The organism is Nonomuraea insulae, assembly GCF_042656245.1.
On the sequence record NZ_JBHSPA010000045.1, the window covers coordinates 38,101 to 53,286 of the forward strand.

The following is a 15,186-nucleotide window of genomic DNA, read 5'->3' on the forward strand; positions in this document are numbered from 1 at the left end:
GAGCCCGTGAGGCTCCGGCCGTTTCGCGATGGGCTAGCGGGGCAACGGGATGCCGTGATCGTCGGCCAGCCTGCGCAGGTCCTCGATCTCGGCGGTGAGTGTGTCGGCGAGGTAGTCGTCGCCGGCGCTGCGAGCTTCCCGAAGGCCCTTGTAAGCCTGGTCGAGGCGGTGTTCGATCGTGGTCGTGAACTCGCCCATCTCACCTACTCTCTGGGGGTTCGATCCGTACGGAGGGCGAAGTTTCCCCATCGCCGGATGAAGTCCGGGCAATGGGTGTTCCGCAGGCATACCCCGGCTAGTCGCCCTCCGAAACATGAATTTCTCCGCGCCCTGCCTCACGATGGGGATCCAAGGGGGTCACGGACGCCTGAACGTGCCTTACCGTGCGCTTATCGAGGTTGTGGGCAGAATGAGTGACCAGAATCGAAGAGAGGTGTACCAGGCGTGCGCGTGCTGGTGGTAGAGGATGAGCGGGTGCTCGCTGACGCGATCGCGACCGGCCTTCGGCGCGAGGCCATGGCGGTCGATGTCGCGTACGACGGCGGGGGCGCTCTTGAGCGCACCTCCTACATCGACTACGACGTGATCGTGCTCGACCGTGACCTGCCGGTGGTGCACGGCGACGAGGTGTGCCGGCGGCTGGTGGAGGGGCGCACGGCCTCGCGGATCCTGATGCTGACCGCGTCCGGCGACGTGGACGACAAGGTTGAGGGACTCGGCCTGGGCGCCGACGACTACCTCGCCAAGCCGTTCGTGTTCATCGAGCTGGTCGCCAGGGTCCGCGCCCTCGGCCGCCGCTCCGCCCCCGCCCTGCCGCCCGTCCTGGAGCGGGCCGGGATCCGGCTCGACCCGGGCAAGCGGCTGGTGGAGCGCGACGGCAGGGAGGTCGTGCTGACCAAGAAGGAGTTCGCGGTCCTCGAGGAGCTGATGCGGGCGGAAGGCGCCGTGGTCAGCCAGGAGGACCTGCTGGACAAGGCCTGGGACGAGAACATCGATCCCTTCACGAACGTGGTCCGCGTGACCATGATGACGCTGCGGAAGAAGCTGGGCGAGCCTCAGGTGATCGAGACTGTGCCTGGAGTTGGGTACAAATTGTGAGTGAACGGCCGGAGCGTGAGGCAGGACCGACGCATCCGATGATCAGCCCGCATTCGGTGAGGAAGACGACACGCGTGCAGGAGCCGCCACCTCCGGTCGGGCCCCCTGCTTGGGACGGCCCGCCTCCGCCCGCGCAGCAGCCCGCCCAGCGCTCCACTATGGAACGTGTGAAGGAGCTACCTGGAAAGGTCAGCATCCGGTGGAGACTGACGATCACCTACGGCACGCTGGTGTTCGCGGCCTCCGCCGTGCTGCTCTTCTCGGTGTACGCGATCGTGGGCCGGGCCGTGGTCACCTCCTGGCCGGATCTCGAACCTGCCCTGAACACCCCGCGGAACCAGATCATCTGGAACGCCAACCGGGAGGCGGCCGCGGCGGCGGCACAGGACGCGCTGCTCAGCAGCGCGTTCATGGCCCTGGCGGGCGTGGGGATCCTGGCGCTGATCATCGGCTACTTCGTGGCCGACCGGGCGCTCAAGCCCGTCGCGCAGATGACCGGAACCGCGCGCAAGTTGTCGGAGAGCACGCTCGCCCACCAGCGCATCGCCCTGGAGGGCCCCAACGACGAGCTGAAAGAGCTGGCCGACACCTTCGACGCCATGCTCACCAGGCTCAATGTCGCCTTCGACACCCAGCGACGATTCGTGGCCAACGCCTCTCACGAATTGCGCACGCCTCTGACCATCAACAGGACCGTCCTGGAGATCGCCCTGTCGGATCCGGAGGCGTCGCAGGACCTCAAAGCGCTCGGCCGTACCCTCCTCGAGGTCAACGCGCGTAACGAGAAGCTCATTGAGGGGCTGCTGTTGCTCGCCAGGAGTGAACGCGAACTCGCGGTGCGCAAACCGCTCGACGTTCAGGACGTCGCCAGGACCGCCGTGGAACAGCTCGCGCCCTTCGCCGAGGAGCACGGGGTAACCGTGACGACCGAACTGGTCAGCGCGCCTACCGTGGGCGACCCGGTGCTCCTGGAGCGCTCGGTGAGCAACCTGCTCGAGAACGCTGTGAAGTACAACATTCCCGAAAACGGAAAAGTATGGATCCGGACGGGAATGGCGGACGGTGGCTTGGTTGTTCAGGTGGCCAACACGGGGCAGCACGTCCCGGCGTACGAGGTGAACAGCCTGTTCGAGCCGTTCAGGAGGCTCCATGCGGACCGCGTGGAATCGGCCAAGGGAGCGGGGCTCGGGCTGTCCATCGTCCGTGCGGTGGTCCAGGCGCACGGCGGGAATGTGGCCGCCGTGCCGCGCGATGGTGGAGGACTTGTCGTGACCATTCGGCTCCCGAACCGCTGACGAACATGTCGGTCCGGTGCGTCCGTCCGCGTGTTGAGGCGCGTGTTGAGCCCCGGGGGGCGTCTCATTCACGCCGCACATGTGGTTGGATGTGCCGTCGAACACGGTGGTGCATGACGCCAAGGCTGTGGGTTTCGCCATATTTGGCTAACCATTGCCTTCGGCAGCAGGCCCTGACGTGTTGGGAGGTTCGTTGTCCGTTTCCGCGGGGTACCGATGGGAAATCTCCCCGACGGAACGGGCACAAGATGGGCTTCCCGGACGTTAGAAGACGCGCGATGAGCGCGAAGACATATAGATGAGGGGGATGGAGTAAGCACAATGGCTACCGACTACGACAGCCCGCGTAAGACAGATGACGACCTGGGGGAGGACAGCCTCCAGGAACTCCAGGCGCGGCGCACGGACAAGTCGTCAGGCAGCATCGACATCGACGAGACCGATCTGGCCGAGTCGCTGGAGCTTCCTGGTGCTGACCTGTCCAACGAGGAGCTGTCCCTGCGGGTGATCCCCCGTCAGGCCGACGAGTTCACCTGCTCACGCTGCTTCCTGGTGCATCACCGCAGCCAGCTCGCCTCCGAGAGGAACGGCAAGCAGGTCTGCCGGGAGTGCGCCGCCTAATTTCTGGGGCGAACGAGTTCAGGGATAGGAGGGAGACCACCGACACCCTGAGCGCTCGCGACCAAGAGACATGGAGGCATCGCGTGGCCGTACCCGAGAAAGACCATCGACCAGGCAGTGAGATCGCCGATCCCGATCGCGAGGTCGGCGAGCTCATAGGCAAGCTCACCAGGCCGGGTGAGCTGGAGCCGGCCGAGCGGCGCAGGCTGCTCGGCCGACTAGCCCAAGCGCTGTCCGCGGGGGCCAAGAAGGCGCGGGCCACCGGCGCGGGCCGGGGGCGCTGGCTGGCGGACGTCTTCCTCAACATCGCGCCGCGCATTCCCATCCGGGATCTGCACACCCTTGCCGAGCATCATCATGGCCTGACCGGCGAGGAGCTCGCCGACGATCTGGTGCGCACCGCCCAGAAAGCCACGATGACGGTCGGCGCCATCGGCGGAGCACTGGCCGCGGCCGAGTTCGCCGCGCCACCCCTCCTGCTCTCCGCCCCCGCTCAGCTCGTCGCCGAGACCATCGTCGTCGCCGCCATCGAGGTCAAGCTCCTGGCCGAACTGCACGAGGTCTATGGCGTACGCGTCCAGGGCACGGGAACCCAACGCGCGGTCGCCTTCACGGCCGCCTGGGCCAAACAGCGCGGCATCGACCCGCTCGCCCCCGCCTCCGTCTCTCTGGCGCTCGGGGCGGCCACCAAGACGGCACTGCGCAACCGTCTCATGCGTACGCTGGGACGCCATCTGACCACGTTCGGGCCCTTCTTCACCGGCGCCGTCGCCGGTGGCGCGCTGAACCGCATGGCCACGAAGAAACTGGGCCAGGCCATTCGCAACGATCTGCGCGGCAAGCGCCCCCTGCCCCAGGGCACTGAACCCGGGGCCGTCGGCTCCTCCTCGCGCGACGAACTCGACCCCTGAGGTCCCGCTAGGCCGCGTCGGAGCGCAGGCCGTCGAAGGTCATCTTGAGCAGCGCGTCCGCCAGGTCGTCGGCCGAGTCGCCGCGCGCGGGCTGGTACCACTCGGTGATGGAGTTGACGGCGCCGAACAGCAGCCGGGTCACCAGCAGGGGCTCCACGTCGGCGCGGATGCCGCCCTCCGCCGCCGCCTCCTTGACCAGGTGGCTGATGAACCGGTCGAACTCCCGCCGCCGCTCCAGCGCCGCCTGCTCCGTGCGGCTGTTGCCGCGTACGCGCAGCAGCAGCGTCACGTACGGCAGGCGCTCCACGAGCATGCGCACGCTCTGCCTGACCACCCACTCCAGCCGCTCGATGGCCGCCCCCGAGGCGGCGCGTTCGTCGGCCACCATCGCGAACAGCCCGTCCAGCGCCCGGTCCAGCGCGCGGGCAAGGAGTTGCTCCTTGCCCGGCACGTGGTAGTAGATGGCCGACTTCGTGACGCCGAGCGCCCTGGCGAGGTCCTCCATGCTGGTGCCGTCGTAGCCGCGCTCGTTGAACACACCCACGGCGATCGACAACACGGACTCGGGGTCGTGACCGCGCCTGCGCTGACGGGTGGGAGTCGGACCGGACATATGCCTAATTTTCCCGCTTGTCGATGACCCGTTTGAGTTTGCCGACCGACCGCTCCAGCGTCTCCGGGTCCACCACCTCGACCTCCACGCTCACCCCGACGATGTCCTTTACCGCCCTGCGCAGCGTCTGACCGGCCTCTGAGCGCCCGCCGGAGCCAGGGCGGGCCTCAACCATGACGGTCATCACATCGAGCCTCTCCGGCCGTGTGAGGTGGAGCTGGAAGTGTGGTGACAGGCCCTCGACGCCCAGGACGATCTCCTCGATCTGGGTCGGGAACACGTTCACCCCGCGCAGGATGATCATGTCGTCGGTCCGCCCGGTCACTTTCTCCATGCGCCGGAACGCCGGCCTCGCGGTGCCGGGCAGCAGCCGGGTCAGGTCGCGGGTGCGGTAGCGGATGACCGGCATGGCCTCCTTGGTGAGGCTGGTGAAGACCAGCTCTCCCGCCGGGGCCGGCTCACCGGTGAAGGGATCGACGGTCTCCGGGTAGAAGTGGTCCTCCCAGATGTGCAGCCCGTCCTTGGTCTCGACGCACTCGTTCGCCACGCCGGGGCCCATCACCTCCGACAGGCCGTAGATGTCCACGGCGTGCAGGTCGAAGCTGTCCTCGATCTCCGTGCGCATCCTCTCGGTCCACGGCTCGGCGCCGAAGATCCCGACGCGCAGGGACGACGCGCGCGGGTCCAGGCCCTGCGCGGCGAACTCGTCCAGCAGGGCCAGCATGTACGACGGCGTCACCATGACGATGTCCGGCCGGAAGTCCTCGATCAGCCGGACCTGCCTGGGCGTCATGCCACCCGACATCGGCACGACCGTGCAGCCCAGCCGCTCGGCCCCGTAGTGCGCGCCCAGGCCGCCGGTGAACAGCCCGTAGCCGTAGGCCACGTGCACGATGTCGCCAGGCCGCCCGCCCGAGGCGCGGATCGAGCGGGCCATGACCTCGGCCCAGACGTCGATGTCGTTCCTGGTGTAGCCGACGACGGTCGGCCGGCCCGTGGTGCCGCTGGAGGCGTGGATCCTGGCGACCCGCTCGCGCGGTACGGCGAACATGCCGAACGGGTAGCTGTCGCGCAGGTCCTGCTTGGTGGTGAAGGGGAATTTCGCCAGGTCCCCGAGTTCCTTGCAGTCGCTCGGATGCACGCCGACCTGGTCAAATTTATCCCGATAAATCGGGACGTTCTGGTAGGCGTGGCTGAGGGTTCCCTGGAGGCGCTCCAACTGCAGCGCCATGAGCTCGTCGCGCGACACCCGCTCGATCGGGTCGAGTTCGTGGGGTGCGGGGGGATCTCCTAATCTCACTTCAACTCCCGGCTCCGGCCGCGGAACTCCGCGACCACCTGACCACTTGGCCCTCGCACGGTGATGTCGTAGATGCCGCTGCGGCCGAATCGGGTGCGCTCGGCCGCCTCGGCCACCAGCACGTCGCCCGCGCGGGCCGAGGAGACGAACGTGATCTCCGCGCCCGCGGCGACCGTGACCGGGCCGTAGGTGTTGCACGCGCACGCGAACGCCGTGTCGGCCAGCAAGAACACGTATCCGCCGTGGCACAGCCCATGACCGTTGATCATCTGATCGGTCACTGCCATCCGGCACGCGGCCCGGCCCTCGCCCAGCTCCGTCAGCTCGATGCCCAGGGCCGCGGAGGCGATGTCGGCGTCCATCATGCGACGTGCGCTCTCCAACGCAAGTCTCCCTTGTCAACTGACCGAATGTTCGGTAAACAAACCATCGTCTGGACTTCCCTGTCAAGAGGGTGCACCGGAGGAGGAACGATGGCCAAGCCGTTCGCCTCGTCGGCGGATCTGGGCGAGAAACGGCAGTCACTGGAGGTGCTGGCGGAGGGTGTGTACGCGCTCACGGCCGAGGGCGACCCCAACGTGGGCGCGGTCGAGGGCGATGACTTCCTCGTCTGCTTCGAGGCGCTGGCCACGCCCGTGGCCGCCCGCGAGTGGCTGACCAGGCTGCGCGAGCACACCGACAAGCCGATCAGATACCTCGTGTTGTCGCACTACCACGCGGTCAGGGTGCTGGGCGCCTCGGCGTTCGGCGCGGAGGTGATCGTCACCCACGAGAAGACCAGGGAGCTGATCTCCGAGCGCGGCGAGCAGGACTGGGCCAGCGAATACGCCAGGATGCCCCGCCTGTTCATGGAACCCGCCTCCATCCCCGGCCTGACCTTGCCGACGGCGACGTTCAGCGAGCGGTTCACCATCGACCTGGGCGGCGGGCGCGGCGACCTGGAGTTGCACTACTGCGGGCGCGGCCACACCGAGGGCGACCTGGTCGCCTGGCTGCCGGACCAGCGGATCATGTTCGCCGGCGACCTGGTCGAGTCGCAGGCCGCCCTCTACACCGGCGACGCCTTCCACCGCGACTGGGCCTCGGGGACACTCGACCGGGTGGCGTCGTTCGGGGCGGAGACGCTGGTCGGCGGCAGGGGCGCGGTGGCCAGAGGCAAGGAGGGCGTGGCGGCGGCCATCGGGCAGACGCGCGACTTCCTGACGGTCATGCTGCGTGAGGTGGGCGCGGCGGGGTCGGTGAAGGAGGCGTTCGAGCGTACGCACCGGGTCCTGGAGCCCCGCTACGGCTCCTGGCCGATCTTCGAGCACTGCCTGCCGTTCAACGTCTCCCGGCTCTGGGACGAGTTGCACGGCGTCGAACGGCCGCGCGTCTGGACGGCCGAGCGCGACCGGCAGGTCTGGGAGGAGTTGCAGTCGTGAGCGCGCAGGTCATCGTGATCGGCGCGGGCCCGGTCGGGCAGAGCGCCGCGCTGTTGCTGGCCCGCTGGGGAATCCAGGTGCTGGTGCTCGACCAGCGGCCTGGCCGGGGGCGGGGCGGGTCGAAGTCGATCTGCCAGCAGCGCGACGTGCTCGACATCTGGGCCGCCGCCGGGGCGGGGAAGGTGGCCGAGGAGGGGCTGGCCTGGACGACCGCCCGCACGTACTACCGCGACCGCGAGCTGTTCTCCTGGTCCTTCGAGCGCGAGGGGCCGCTGCCGGCGTGCGTGAACATCTCGCAGACCCGTACCGAGCAGATCCTCGACGAGGCCGTCGCCGGGCAGCCGCTCATCGAGGTGCGCTGGGACCACGAGGTCACCGGGCTGACCCAGGACACCTCCGGCGTCACCGTGCACTGCGGCCAGCGGTTGCTGCGCGCGCCCTACGTGCTGGCCTGCGCGGGAGCCAGGGCCCAGGCGGTGCGCGGCGCGCTGGGGGTGGCCTTCTCCGGGGGGACGTTCGAGGACCAGTTCCTGATCTGCGACATCAAGGCCGACCTGCCCGGCTGGGAGGACGAGCGCCGCTTTTACTTCGACCCCGTCTGGAACCCCGGCCGTCAGGTGCTCATCCATCCCTGCCCCGGCGGTACGTACCGGATCGACTGGCAGATAGCGCCCGACTTCATCCCAACAGATGCCGATATTTCGCGGAAAATCCGGCAAATCATTGGGGACCGGCCGTATGAGCTTCTCTGGCACAGCACATACCGCTTCCACTCGCGCATCGCCTCCCGCATGCGCGTCGGACGGGTCCTGCTGGCGGGCGACTGCGCCCACCTGGTGGCCCCGTTCGGCGCGCGGGGGCTCAACTCCGGGGTGCCCGACGCCGAGAACGCGGCCTGGAAGCTGGCCTTCGTGCTCAACGGCTGGGCGGGGGAGGAGCTGCTGGAGTCGTACCACGTGGAGCGGCACGCGGCGGCGCTGGAGAACCTGGAGATCACCGCCGCCACCATGCGCTTCCTCGTCCCCACGAGTGTCGAGGAGCGCATGCGGCGGCGGGCCGTGCTGGAGGGCGGGCGGGTGGCGGAGGTGGACTCCGGGCGGTTCGCCGAGCCCTTCTGGTACGTGGACTCGCCGCTCACCACCCCCGAGCCGTCGCGCCCCTTCCTGGGCCGCCCGCCGAAGGGCGCGCTGTGCGTGCCCGCGCCCGGGGTGATCCTGCCCGACGCGCCGCTTCCCGGAGGCAGATTGCGGGAGTTCACGCGTGATGGATTCCTTGTGCTTCTGGGTGATATGTGCGATTCGCGTTTGTTTGTGCAGGTCCTGGGCAAGGTCATTACGGCGCCGCTCGCCGTACGCGGGCTCGCGGAGATGGATGGAACTGGCTCGCTCGCTGAGAGGCTCGGCGCCGGGCCCGATGAGGCATGGCTCATCAGGCCCGATTCCCACATCGCCGCGATCATCCCCCATGCGGGGCCGGAGTCGATAGCGGCCGCTGTGAGTCGTGCGCTCGGCGGCTCGCCTGATAGATGACCCCATAGGAGGACTGCGTGACTGGCCGTAACTCGTTTCTGATCGTCGCGAACCGGTTGCCGGTGGACCGGGCGGTCGAGCCAGACGGAACGGCCTCGTGGCGCAGGAGTCCTGGCGGGCTCGTCACGGCGATAGCGCCGGTGATGCAGCGCCGCCACGGAGCCTGGGCCGGGTGGCACGGGGCGGCCGACGAGAAGCTGGAGCCGTTCGAGCAGGGCGGGATGAGCCTCATCCCCGTCCCGCTGTCGGCCCGCGAGGTGGAGCTCTACTACGAGGGCTTCTCCAACGCCACCCTGTGGCCGCTCTACCACGACGTGGTGGCCCCGCCGGTCTTCGACCGGGCGATGTGGGAGGCGTACCAGGTCGTCAACCAGCGCTTCGCCGAGGCCGCCGCGGAAGCGGCCGACGAGGGCGCGGTCGTCTGGGTGCAGGACTACCAGCTCCAGCTCGTGCCCGCCATGTTGCGCAAGCTCAGGCCCGACCTGCGGATCGGCTTCTTCCTGCACATCCCGTTCCCGCCCACGGAGCTGTTCTGGCGGCTGCCGTGGCGCAAGGAGCTGGTCGAAGGGCTGCTCGGGGCCGATCTGGTGGGCTTCCAGCTGCCCGGCGGCGCCTCGAACTTCCGCAGGTTGTGCCGCCGGCTGCTCGGGCTGCCGTACAAGGGGAACGAGATCTTCCTCGACGACCGGAGCGTCACCACGCAGGCGTTCCCGATCTCCGTGGACTTCGCCTTCCTCGACTCACTGGTACGCGAGCCGAACATCGTGGCGCGGGCCAAGGAGATCAGGATGGAGCTGGGCGACCCCGAGCACGTGCTGCTCGGCGTGGACCGGCTCGACTACACCAAGGGCATCGGGCAGCGGCTGGAGGGGTTCGGCGAGCTGCTCAACGACGGGCGGCTGCGCCCCGGCGAGGCCGTCTTCGTGCAGATCGCCACGCCCAGCAGGGAGCGGGTGGACGAGTACCGCAGGCTGCGTGACGACATCGAGCTGCAGGTCGGCCGGATCAACGGGGAGCACGCCCAGCTCGGCTACCAGCCGGTGTGGTATTTCCACCAGTCCTACGACCACGAGGAGCTGGCCGCGCTCTATCTGGCCGCCGACGTCATGGTCGTCACGCCCTTGCGCGACGGGATGAACCTGGTGGCCAAGGAGTACGTCTCCTGTCACCACGACCTGCACGGCGGGCTGGTGCTCAGCGAGTTCACCGGGGCGGCCGACGAGCTGCGGCAGGCGTACCTGGTCAATCCGTATGACGTGGAGGACGTCAAGCGCCAGATGCTGGCGGCGATGCGGGCCACGCCGCACGAGCTGGCCCGGCGGATGCGCACGATGCGCCGCCGGGTAGCCACCTACGACGTGGACCGCTGGGCGAGTGAGTTCCTCACGGCCCTGGAGTCACCTGCTTCAGAGCCTTCCACGCGTCGTAGCGCTTCTTGGCGGTCCGGTTGACCACGATCTGCGCCACGGACATGCCCACACCCATGACGACGGCGTAGCCGATCGCCTCGCCCATGCTGACCTCGGGCGAGTCGGTGTCGAGTGGCGGCTCCTTGCCGGTCGTCTTCTGCCAGGCATACCCGAGGATCTTCCGCGCCCCCCAGGCGGTCACCAGACCCACCAAGCCACCTATGACACGCCAGGCGATATCGGGCTTGTCCTCCGCCATTTCGATCTCCCTTCCCCTTTGTAACGAACCCTAGTCTCTACCGCTCGCCGGTCCGCGAAGCCGTACCATAAGGAGGCATGACTCAACAGCGACCATGCCGTCCATCCATGCCCCAGAAGCCGACCCTCGACGGCTTGGAGCAGGTATGGGTAGCTCGCTGGGAGGATGAGGGCACCTACCGCTTCGACCGCACCAAGCCGCGCGAGCAGGTCTACTCGATCGACACGCCGCCGCCGACCGTGTCGGGGTCGTTGCACGTCGGTCACGTCTTCTCCTTCACCCACACCGACATCATGGCCCGCTATCAGCGGATGATCGGTAAGTCGGTGTTCTACCCCATCGGCTGGGACGACAACGGGCTGCCCACCGAGCGCCGCGTCCAGAACGTCTACGGCGTGCGTTGCGACCCGTCGCTTCCGTACGACCCCGGCTTCGTTCCGCCGGACAAGCCCGGCAAGCGCGAGATCTCGGTCTCGCGGCGCAACTTCGTGGAGTTGTGCCACCGGCTGACCGCCGTCGACGAGCAGGCGTTCGAGGAGGTCTGGCGGCGGGTCGGCCTGTCGGTGGACTGGTCGCTGCTCTACACCACGATCAGCGACGAGTCGCGGGCGGTGTCGCAGCGCGCGTTCCTGCGCAACCTGCTGCGCGGCGAGGCCTACCTCGCCGAGGCGCCCACGTTGTGGGACGTGAGCTTCCGCACCGCCGTGGCCCAGGCCGAGCTGGAGGACCGGGAGTGGCCAGGCGCCTTCCACAAGATCTCCTTCTACGGCGAGAAGGGCCCGGTCTGGATCGAGACCACCCGGCCCGAGCTGATCCCCGCCTGCGTGGCGCTGGTCGCCCATCCCGACGACGAGCGTTACCAGGAGCTGTTCGGCACCTCGGTGCTGACGCCGCTGTTCGGGGTCGAGGTGCCGGTGCTGGCCCACCGCCTGGCCGAGCCCGACAAGGGCACCGGCATCGCGATGATCTGCACGTTCGGCGACATCACCGACGTCACCTGGTGGCGGGAGCTGCAGTTGCCGACCCGGCCGGTCATCGGCTGGGACGGGCGGCTGCTGGCCGAGCCGCCGCAGGGCGTGGACGCCGAGCCGTACAAGGAGCTCGCGGGGAAGACCGTCCACAGCGCCCGTGAGCGCATCGTGGAGCTGCTGCGCGAGTCGGGCGACCTTGAGGGCGAGCCCAGGCCGGTGCGGCGCACGGTGAAGTTCTACGAGCGCGGCGACAAGCCGCTGGAGATCGTCACCACCCGGCAGTGGTACATCCGCAACGGCGGCCGCGACGAGGAGCTGCGGCGGCTGCTGCTGGCGCGCGGGCGCGAGCTGGCCTGGCACCCGCCGCACATGCGCGTGCGATACGAGAACTGGGTCGAGGGGCTGACCGGCGACTGGCTGATCTCGCGCCAGCGCTTCTTCGGCGTGCCGTTCCCGGTGTGGTATCCGATCGACGAGTCGGGGCAGCCCGTCCACGACGCGCCGATCCTGCCCACCGAGGACATGCTGCCGGTCGAGCCGTCCTCCGACGTGCCGCCCGGCTACACCGAGGAGCAGCGCGGCGTGCCCGGCGGGTTCATGGCCGACCCCGACGTCATGGACACCTGGGCCACATCGTCGCTGACGCCGCAGATCGCCGGCCGGTGGGAGAGCGACGACGACCTCTTCCGGCGCGTCTACCCCGCGGACCTGCGGCCGCAGGCCCACGAGATCATCCGCACCTGGTTGTTCTCCAGCGTGGTCAGGGCCCACTACGAGTTCGGCGGCACGCCGTGGAGCGACGTCGCGATCTCCGGGTGGATCCTCGACCCCGACCGCAAGAAGATGTCCAAGTCCAAGGGCAACGTGGTCACCCCGCTCGACCTGCTGGAGCAGCACGGCTCCGACGCGGTGCGCTACTGGGCGGCCAACGGGCGCTACGGCGTGGACACCACCTTCGACCCCGGACAGCTCAAGATCGGGCGGCGGCTGGCCATCAAGATCCTCAACGCGTCCAAGTTCGTGCTGGGGCTGGCGTCCGACGACTCCGAGGTGAGCGAGCCGGTCGACCAGTCGATGCTGGCGGCGCTGTCCGACGTCGTACGCGAGGCCGGGGACGCGCTGGCCGCCTACGACCACACCCGGGCCATCGAGGCCGTGGAGCGCTTCTTCTGGGCGTTCTGCGACGACTACCTGGAGCTGGTCAAGGCGCGGGCCTACGAGTCGGGCGCGGCCTCCGCCTCGGCGCACGCGGCGTTGCGGCAGGCGCTCGACACGCTGCTGCGGTTGTTCGCGCCGTTCCTGCCGTTCGTGACAGAAGAGGTGTGGTCGTGGTGGCGCGACGGCTCGGTGCACCGTGCCTCCTGGCCCGCCGCCGATCAGCGCGCGGGGGACCCGGCGGTGCTGGTCGTGGCGTCCGAGGTGCTCGGGCAGGTGCGCAAGGCCAAGTCGGAGGCCAAGCTGTCGATGCGGGCCGAGGTGTCCAGGCTCATCGTGTGGGCGCCTGAGGCCGAGCTGGTGCGGCAGGCGCAGGACGACCTGTGCGCGGCGGGCAACGTCGAGGAGTTCGTGCTGGAATACGGTGACGAGCTGAAGGTCGAAGTCCACCTGGGCTGATCTCGGCCGATGACGGGGAGTGCGCCGCGCGCCCTCCCCGTCAGTCGTCTCTGGCGACGTCGTGGTGGACGGACAGGAAGAGGGAGTACGCCTCGCCGTCCGGCGCCGGCTGCCGGTCGCGGAAGTCGTCGAAGACCTCCTGCAGCCGCCGCCGCAGCTCGTCCCGCCCCTCGGCGGTGAGCCGGAGCCCGAGCCTGACGAAGTCGCCCTTCTCGACATCCGTCAGCCTGACCTCCTCCAGGAAGGCGTCGAGAATCGCGGTGTTCGCGCCGGTCACGCGGCTCTCGCGGACGTCCATCTCCCACGACTTGCCGGTGGCGCGGTAGGGGATCTCGGTGGAGCCGCGCGGGCCGGGCCGGCTGGGCTCGGCGGCCAGGAAACCGGTGTCGACCAGCTTGCGCACGTGGTGCAGCGTGGTGGCGGGGTTCGCGGCCAGCCGGCTCGCGATCTCCTTGTTGGTCAGCGCCTGGTCCAGGCAGAGCCGCAGGATGCGCAGTCGTACGGAGGAGGCCAGTGCGCGGGCCTCCGCCTCGGTGGCGGGGCGGCGTTGGGTGCCCATGGCAGGCCACCCTATAACCGGTTGATTAATTTCAATCGGTCATGGATGCTTCTCCGGGTGAGCCTGTTACGTGAGCACGACTTCCGCGGGTTGTTCCTCGCCGACAGCGCCAGCCAGGCGGGCAGCCAGCTCCTCCTGCTGGCCCTGCCGCTGGCCGCCGTGTCGGCGCTCCATGCCTCGGAGTTCGAGGTGGGGGCGCTGGCGGCGTGCCAGACGCTGGCGTTCGTGGTGATCGGGCTGCCCGCGGGCGCTCTCGTTGACCGGTTGAGCAAACGTGCGGTGATGGTGGTCGGCGACTGGGGGCGGGCCCTCGCGCTGGTCTCCGTGCCGGTGGCGTGGTGGCTGGACGTGCTGACGATGTACCAGCTCTACGGCGTGGCGCTGGTGCTCGGGGTGTTCACCGTGTTCTTCGACGCCGCGTACCAGAGTTATCTGCCGCACCTCGTCGGGCGGGAGCGGCTCGTCGAGGGCAACTCCATGCTGGAGGGCGTGCGTACGGTGGCGCAGCTCGGCGGGCCCAGCCTCGGCGGCTACCTGATCCAGTTCCTCACCGCGCCGTTCGCGCTCGTCGTCACCGTGGCCGGGTACGCGTGGTCGGCGCTGTGCCTGGGCACCATCCGCAAACGGGAGACCCGTCATGAGCGCGGGCGCGCACACCTGGCCAAGGAGATCGGGGAGGGCGTCAGGTTCGTCATCGGGCACCGGCTGTTGCGCCGCATCGCGGGCTGCACGGCCACCGCGAACCTGTTCTCCTCGATCGCCCAGCCGATGATCCTGCTGCTGCTGGCCAGAGAGCTGGGCCTGAGCGCGGGCACGATCGGCCTGCTCTTCGCGGCGGGCGGGCTCGGCGGGGTCATCGGCGCGGTGATCAACACGCGGCTGGTCCGGCTGCTCGGCCAGGGGCCCACGATGTGGCTGGCCATCGCGCTGCCCGCGCCGCTGTCGTTCCTGCTGCCGTGGACGGAGGCCGACTGGAGGCTCGGGTTCTTCGTGGTGTACGAGTTCTGCAACGGGATCGGGGTGGTCGTCTACAACGTCACCCAGCTCAGCTTCCGCCAGGCCGCCACCCCCGAGTCGCTGCTCGGCCGGATGAACGCCACCATGCGCTTCCTCGTGTGGGGCACGCTGCCGCTGGGCGGGCTGGTCGGCGGTGTGCTGGGCGAGGTGATCGGGGTCAGGAACACGCTGCTGGTCGCCGCGTGCGGCGCCTGCCTGGCGTTCCTGTGGTTGTTCACCTCGCCCATGCGCACGATGCGGGAGTTGCCTGTCAGTAGTCACACACCCCGGTAGGGAAGATCTGCTTCAGGCGGGCGCGCTGGTCCTGGGCCGGCCGCCAGGAGCCGTACAGGCCCCTCGCGATGGCCCGGTCGACCGGCTGGAGGCGGCACTTGTACACGCCGCCCTCGATCGGGCCGCCCGCCACGACGCGGGAGGTGGAGTAGAGCGGGAAGCGCTGGGTGCAGACGCCGGGGGAGCGGTGGTCGAGTATGCCGTCCCAGACGCGGGGCCCGGCCGCGATCTGGGTGCCGTCCGTGGCGAAGCAGCGGTCCACGGCTTGCCGATCTTCTGGATGTGAGCGCCTGCCG

16 protein-coding genes are annotated in these 15,186 nt (G+C 69.1%); 9 read left to right on the plus strand and 7 right to left on the minus strand.

Annotation, left to right across the window (positions count from 1 at the left end):
- Window positions 1–33 precede the first annotated feature (33 nt).
- Window positions 34–198: a hypothetical protein gene (locus tag ACFPZ3_RS34500; RefSeq protein WP_181449058.1), complete on the minus strand. Its 165-nt coding sequence runs from the start codon at window positions 196–198 to the stop codon at window positions 34–36.
- A gap of 246 nt (window positions 199–444) precedes the next feature.
- Between ACFPZ3_RS34500 and ACFPZ3_RS34505 the strand changes: the two genes are divergently transcribed.
- The 4 genes from ACFPZ3_RS34505 (at window position 445) to ACFPZ3_RS34520 (ending at window position 3,925) form a co-directional block, all read left to right on the plus strand.
- Complete coding sequence (locus ACFPZ3_RS34505; protein ID WP_379518498.1) at window positions 445–1,098, plus strand: response regulator transcription factor; 654 nt, start codon at window positions 445–447, stop codon at window positions 1,096–1,098.
- A 38-nt stretch (window positions 1,099–1,136) separates the two neighbouring features.
- A complete protein-coding gene (locus tag ACFPZ3_RS34510; RefSeq protein ID WP_379518499.1) occupies window positions 1,137–2,393 on the plus strand; it encodes a sensor histidine kinase in 1,257 nt (418 codons plus the stop codon).
- A 321-nt stretch (window positions 2,394–2,714) separates the two neighbouring features.
- The gene (locus ACFPZ3_RS34515; RefSeq protein ID WP_379518500.1) at window positions 2,715–3,014 is read left to right on the plus strand and encodes a DUF4193 domain-containing protein; all 300 of its coding nucleotides are present in this window, start codon (window positions 2,715–2,717) and stop codon (window positions 3,012–3,014) included.
- A gap of 83 nt (window positions 3,015–3,097) precedes the next feature.
- A complete protein-coding gene (locus ACFPZ3_RS34520; protein WP_379518501.1) occupies window positions 3,098–3,925 on the plus strand; it encodes a hypothetical protein in 828 nt (275 codons plus the stop codon).
- A 7-nt stretch (window positions 3,926–3,932) separates the two neighbouring features.
- On the opposite strand, the gene ACFPZ3_RS34525 is transcribed toward ACFPZ3_RS34520, so the two are convergent.
- From ACFPZ3_RS34525 to paaI, 3 genes are read right to left on the minus strand one after another with little or no spacing between them, the layout of a single operon-like run.
- A complete protein-coding gene (locus tag ACFPZ3_RS34525) occupies window positions 3,933–4,538 on the minus strand; it encodes a TetR/AcrR family transcriptional regulator (protein WP_379518502.1) in 606 nt (201 codons plus the stop codon).
- A 4-nt stretch (window positions 4,539–4,542) separates the two neighbouring features.
- A complete protein-coding gene (gene paaK / locus ACFPZ3_RS34530) occupies window positions 4,543–5,838 on the minus strand; it encodes a phenylacetate--CoA ligase PaaK (RefSeq protein WP_379518503.1) in 1,296 nt (431 codons plus the stop codon).
- A complete protein-coding gene (gene paaI, locus ACFPZ3_RS34535) occupies window positions 5,835–6,203 on the minus strand; it encodes a hydroxyphenylacetyl-CoA thioesterase PaaI (RefSeq protein WP_379519017.1) in 369 nt (122 codons plus the stop codon). Before paaI ends, paaK begins: the two co-directional genes overlap by 4 nt.
- Window positions 6,204–6,311: 108 nt before the next feature.
- Between paaI and ACFPZ3_RS34540 the strand changes: the two genes are divergently transcribed.
- From ACFPZ3_RS34540 to ACFPZ3_RS34550, 3 genes are read left to right on the plus strand one after another with little or no spacing between them, the layout of a single operon-like run.
- A complete protein-coding gene (locus ACFPZ3_RS34540) occupies window positions 6,312–7,259 on the plus strand; it encodes an MBL fold metallo-hydrolase (RefSeq protein ID WP_379518504.1) in 948 nt (315 codons plus the stop codon).
- A complete protein-coding gene (locus tag ACFPZ3_RS34545; protein WP_379518505.1) occupies window positions 7,256–8,788 on the plus strand; it encodes an FAD-dependent monooxygenase in 1,533 nt (510 codons plus the stop codon). Before ACFPZ3_RS34540 ends, ACFPZ3_RS34545 begins: the two co-directional genes overlap by 4 nt.
- Before the next feature lie 17 nt (window positions 8,789–8,805).
- Window positions 8,806–10,239, plus strand: coding sequence for an alpha,alpha-trehalose-phosphate synthase (UDP-forming) (locus ACFPZ3_RS34550; RefSeq protein WP_379518506.1), 1,434 nt, complete (start codon window positions 8,806–8,808; stop codon window positions 10,237–10,239).
- Here ACFPZ3_RS34550 and ACFPZ3_RS34555 read toward each other — a convergent pair.
- The gene (locus tag ACFPZ3_RS34555; protein WP_379518507.1) at window positions 10,172–10,456 is read right to left on the minus strand and encodes a DUF4235 domain-containing protein; all 285 of its coding nucleotides are present in this window, start codon (window positions 10,454–10,456) and stop codon (window positions 10,172–10,174) included. The two genes, ACFPZ3_RS34550 and ACFPZ3_RS34555, sit on opposite strands and share 68 nt — an antisense overlap.
- Window positions 10,457–10,563: 107 nt before the next feature.
- Here ACFPZ3_RS34555 and valS point away from each other — a divergent pair, with 107 nt between their 5' ends.
- Complete coding sequence (gene valS, locus ACFPZ3_RS34560; protein WP_379518508.1) at window positions 10,564–13,041, plus strand: valine--tRNA ligase; 2,478 nt, start codon at window positions 10,564–10,566, stop codon at window positions 13,039–13,041.
- A gap of 40 nt (window positions 13,042–13,081) precedes the next feature.
- Here valS and ACFPZ3_RS34565 read toward each other — a convergent pair whose 3' ends face one another.
- Window positions 13,082–13,600, minus strand: a complete 519-nt coding sequence (locus ACFPZ3_RS34565) for an ArsR/SmtB family transcription factor (RefSeq protein WP_379518509.1) — start codon at window positions 13,598–13,600, stop codon at window positions 13,082–13,084.
- Between the two features lie 57 nt (window positions 13,601–13,657).
- On the opposite strand from ACFPZ3_RS34565, the gene ACFPZ3_RS34570 reads away from it, so the two are divergent.
- A complete protein-coding gene (locus ACFPZ3_RS34570) occupies window positions 13,658–14,890 on the plus strand; it encodes an MFS transporter (RefSeq protein WP_379518510.1) in 1,233 nt (410 codons plus the stop codon).
- On the opposite strand, the gene ACFPZ3_RS34575 is transcribed toward ACFPZ3_RS34570, so the two are convergent.
- Window positions 14,868–15,152, minus strand: coding sequence for a DUF6351 family protein (locus ACFPZ3_RS34575; protein ID WP_379518511.1), 285 nt, complete (start codon window positions 15,150–15,152; stop codon window positions 14,868–14,870). The genes ACFPZ3_RS34570 and ACFPZ3_RS34575 overlap by 23 nt on opposite strands.
- Window positions 15,153–15,186: the final 34 nt, after the last annotated feature.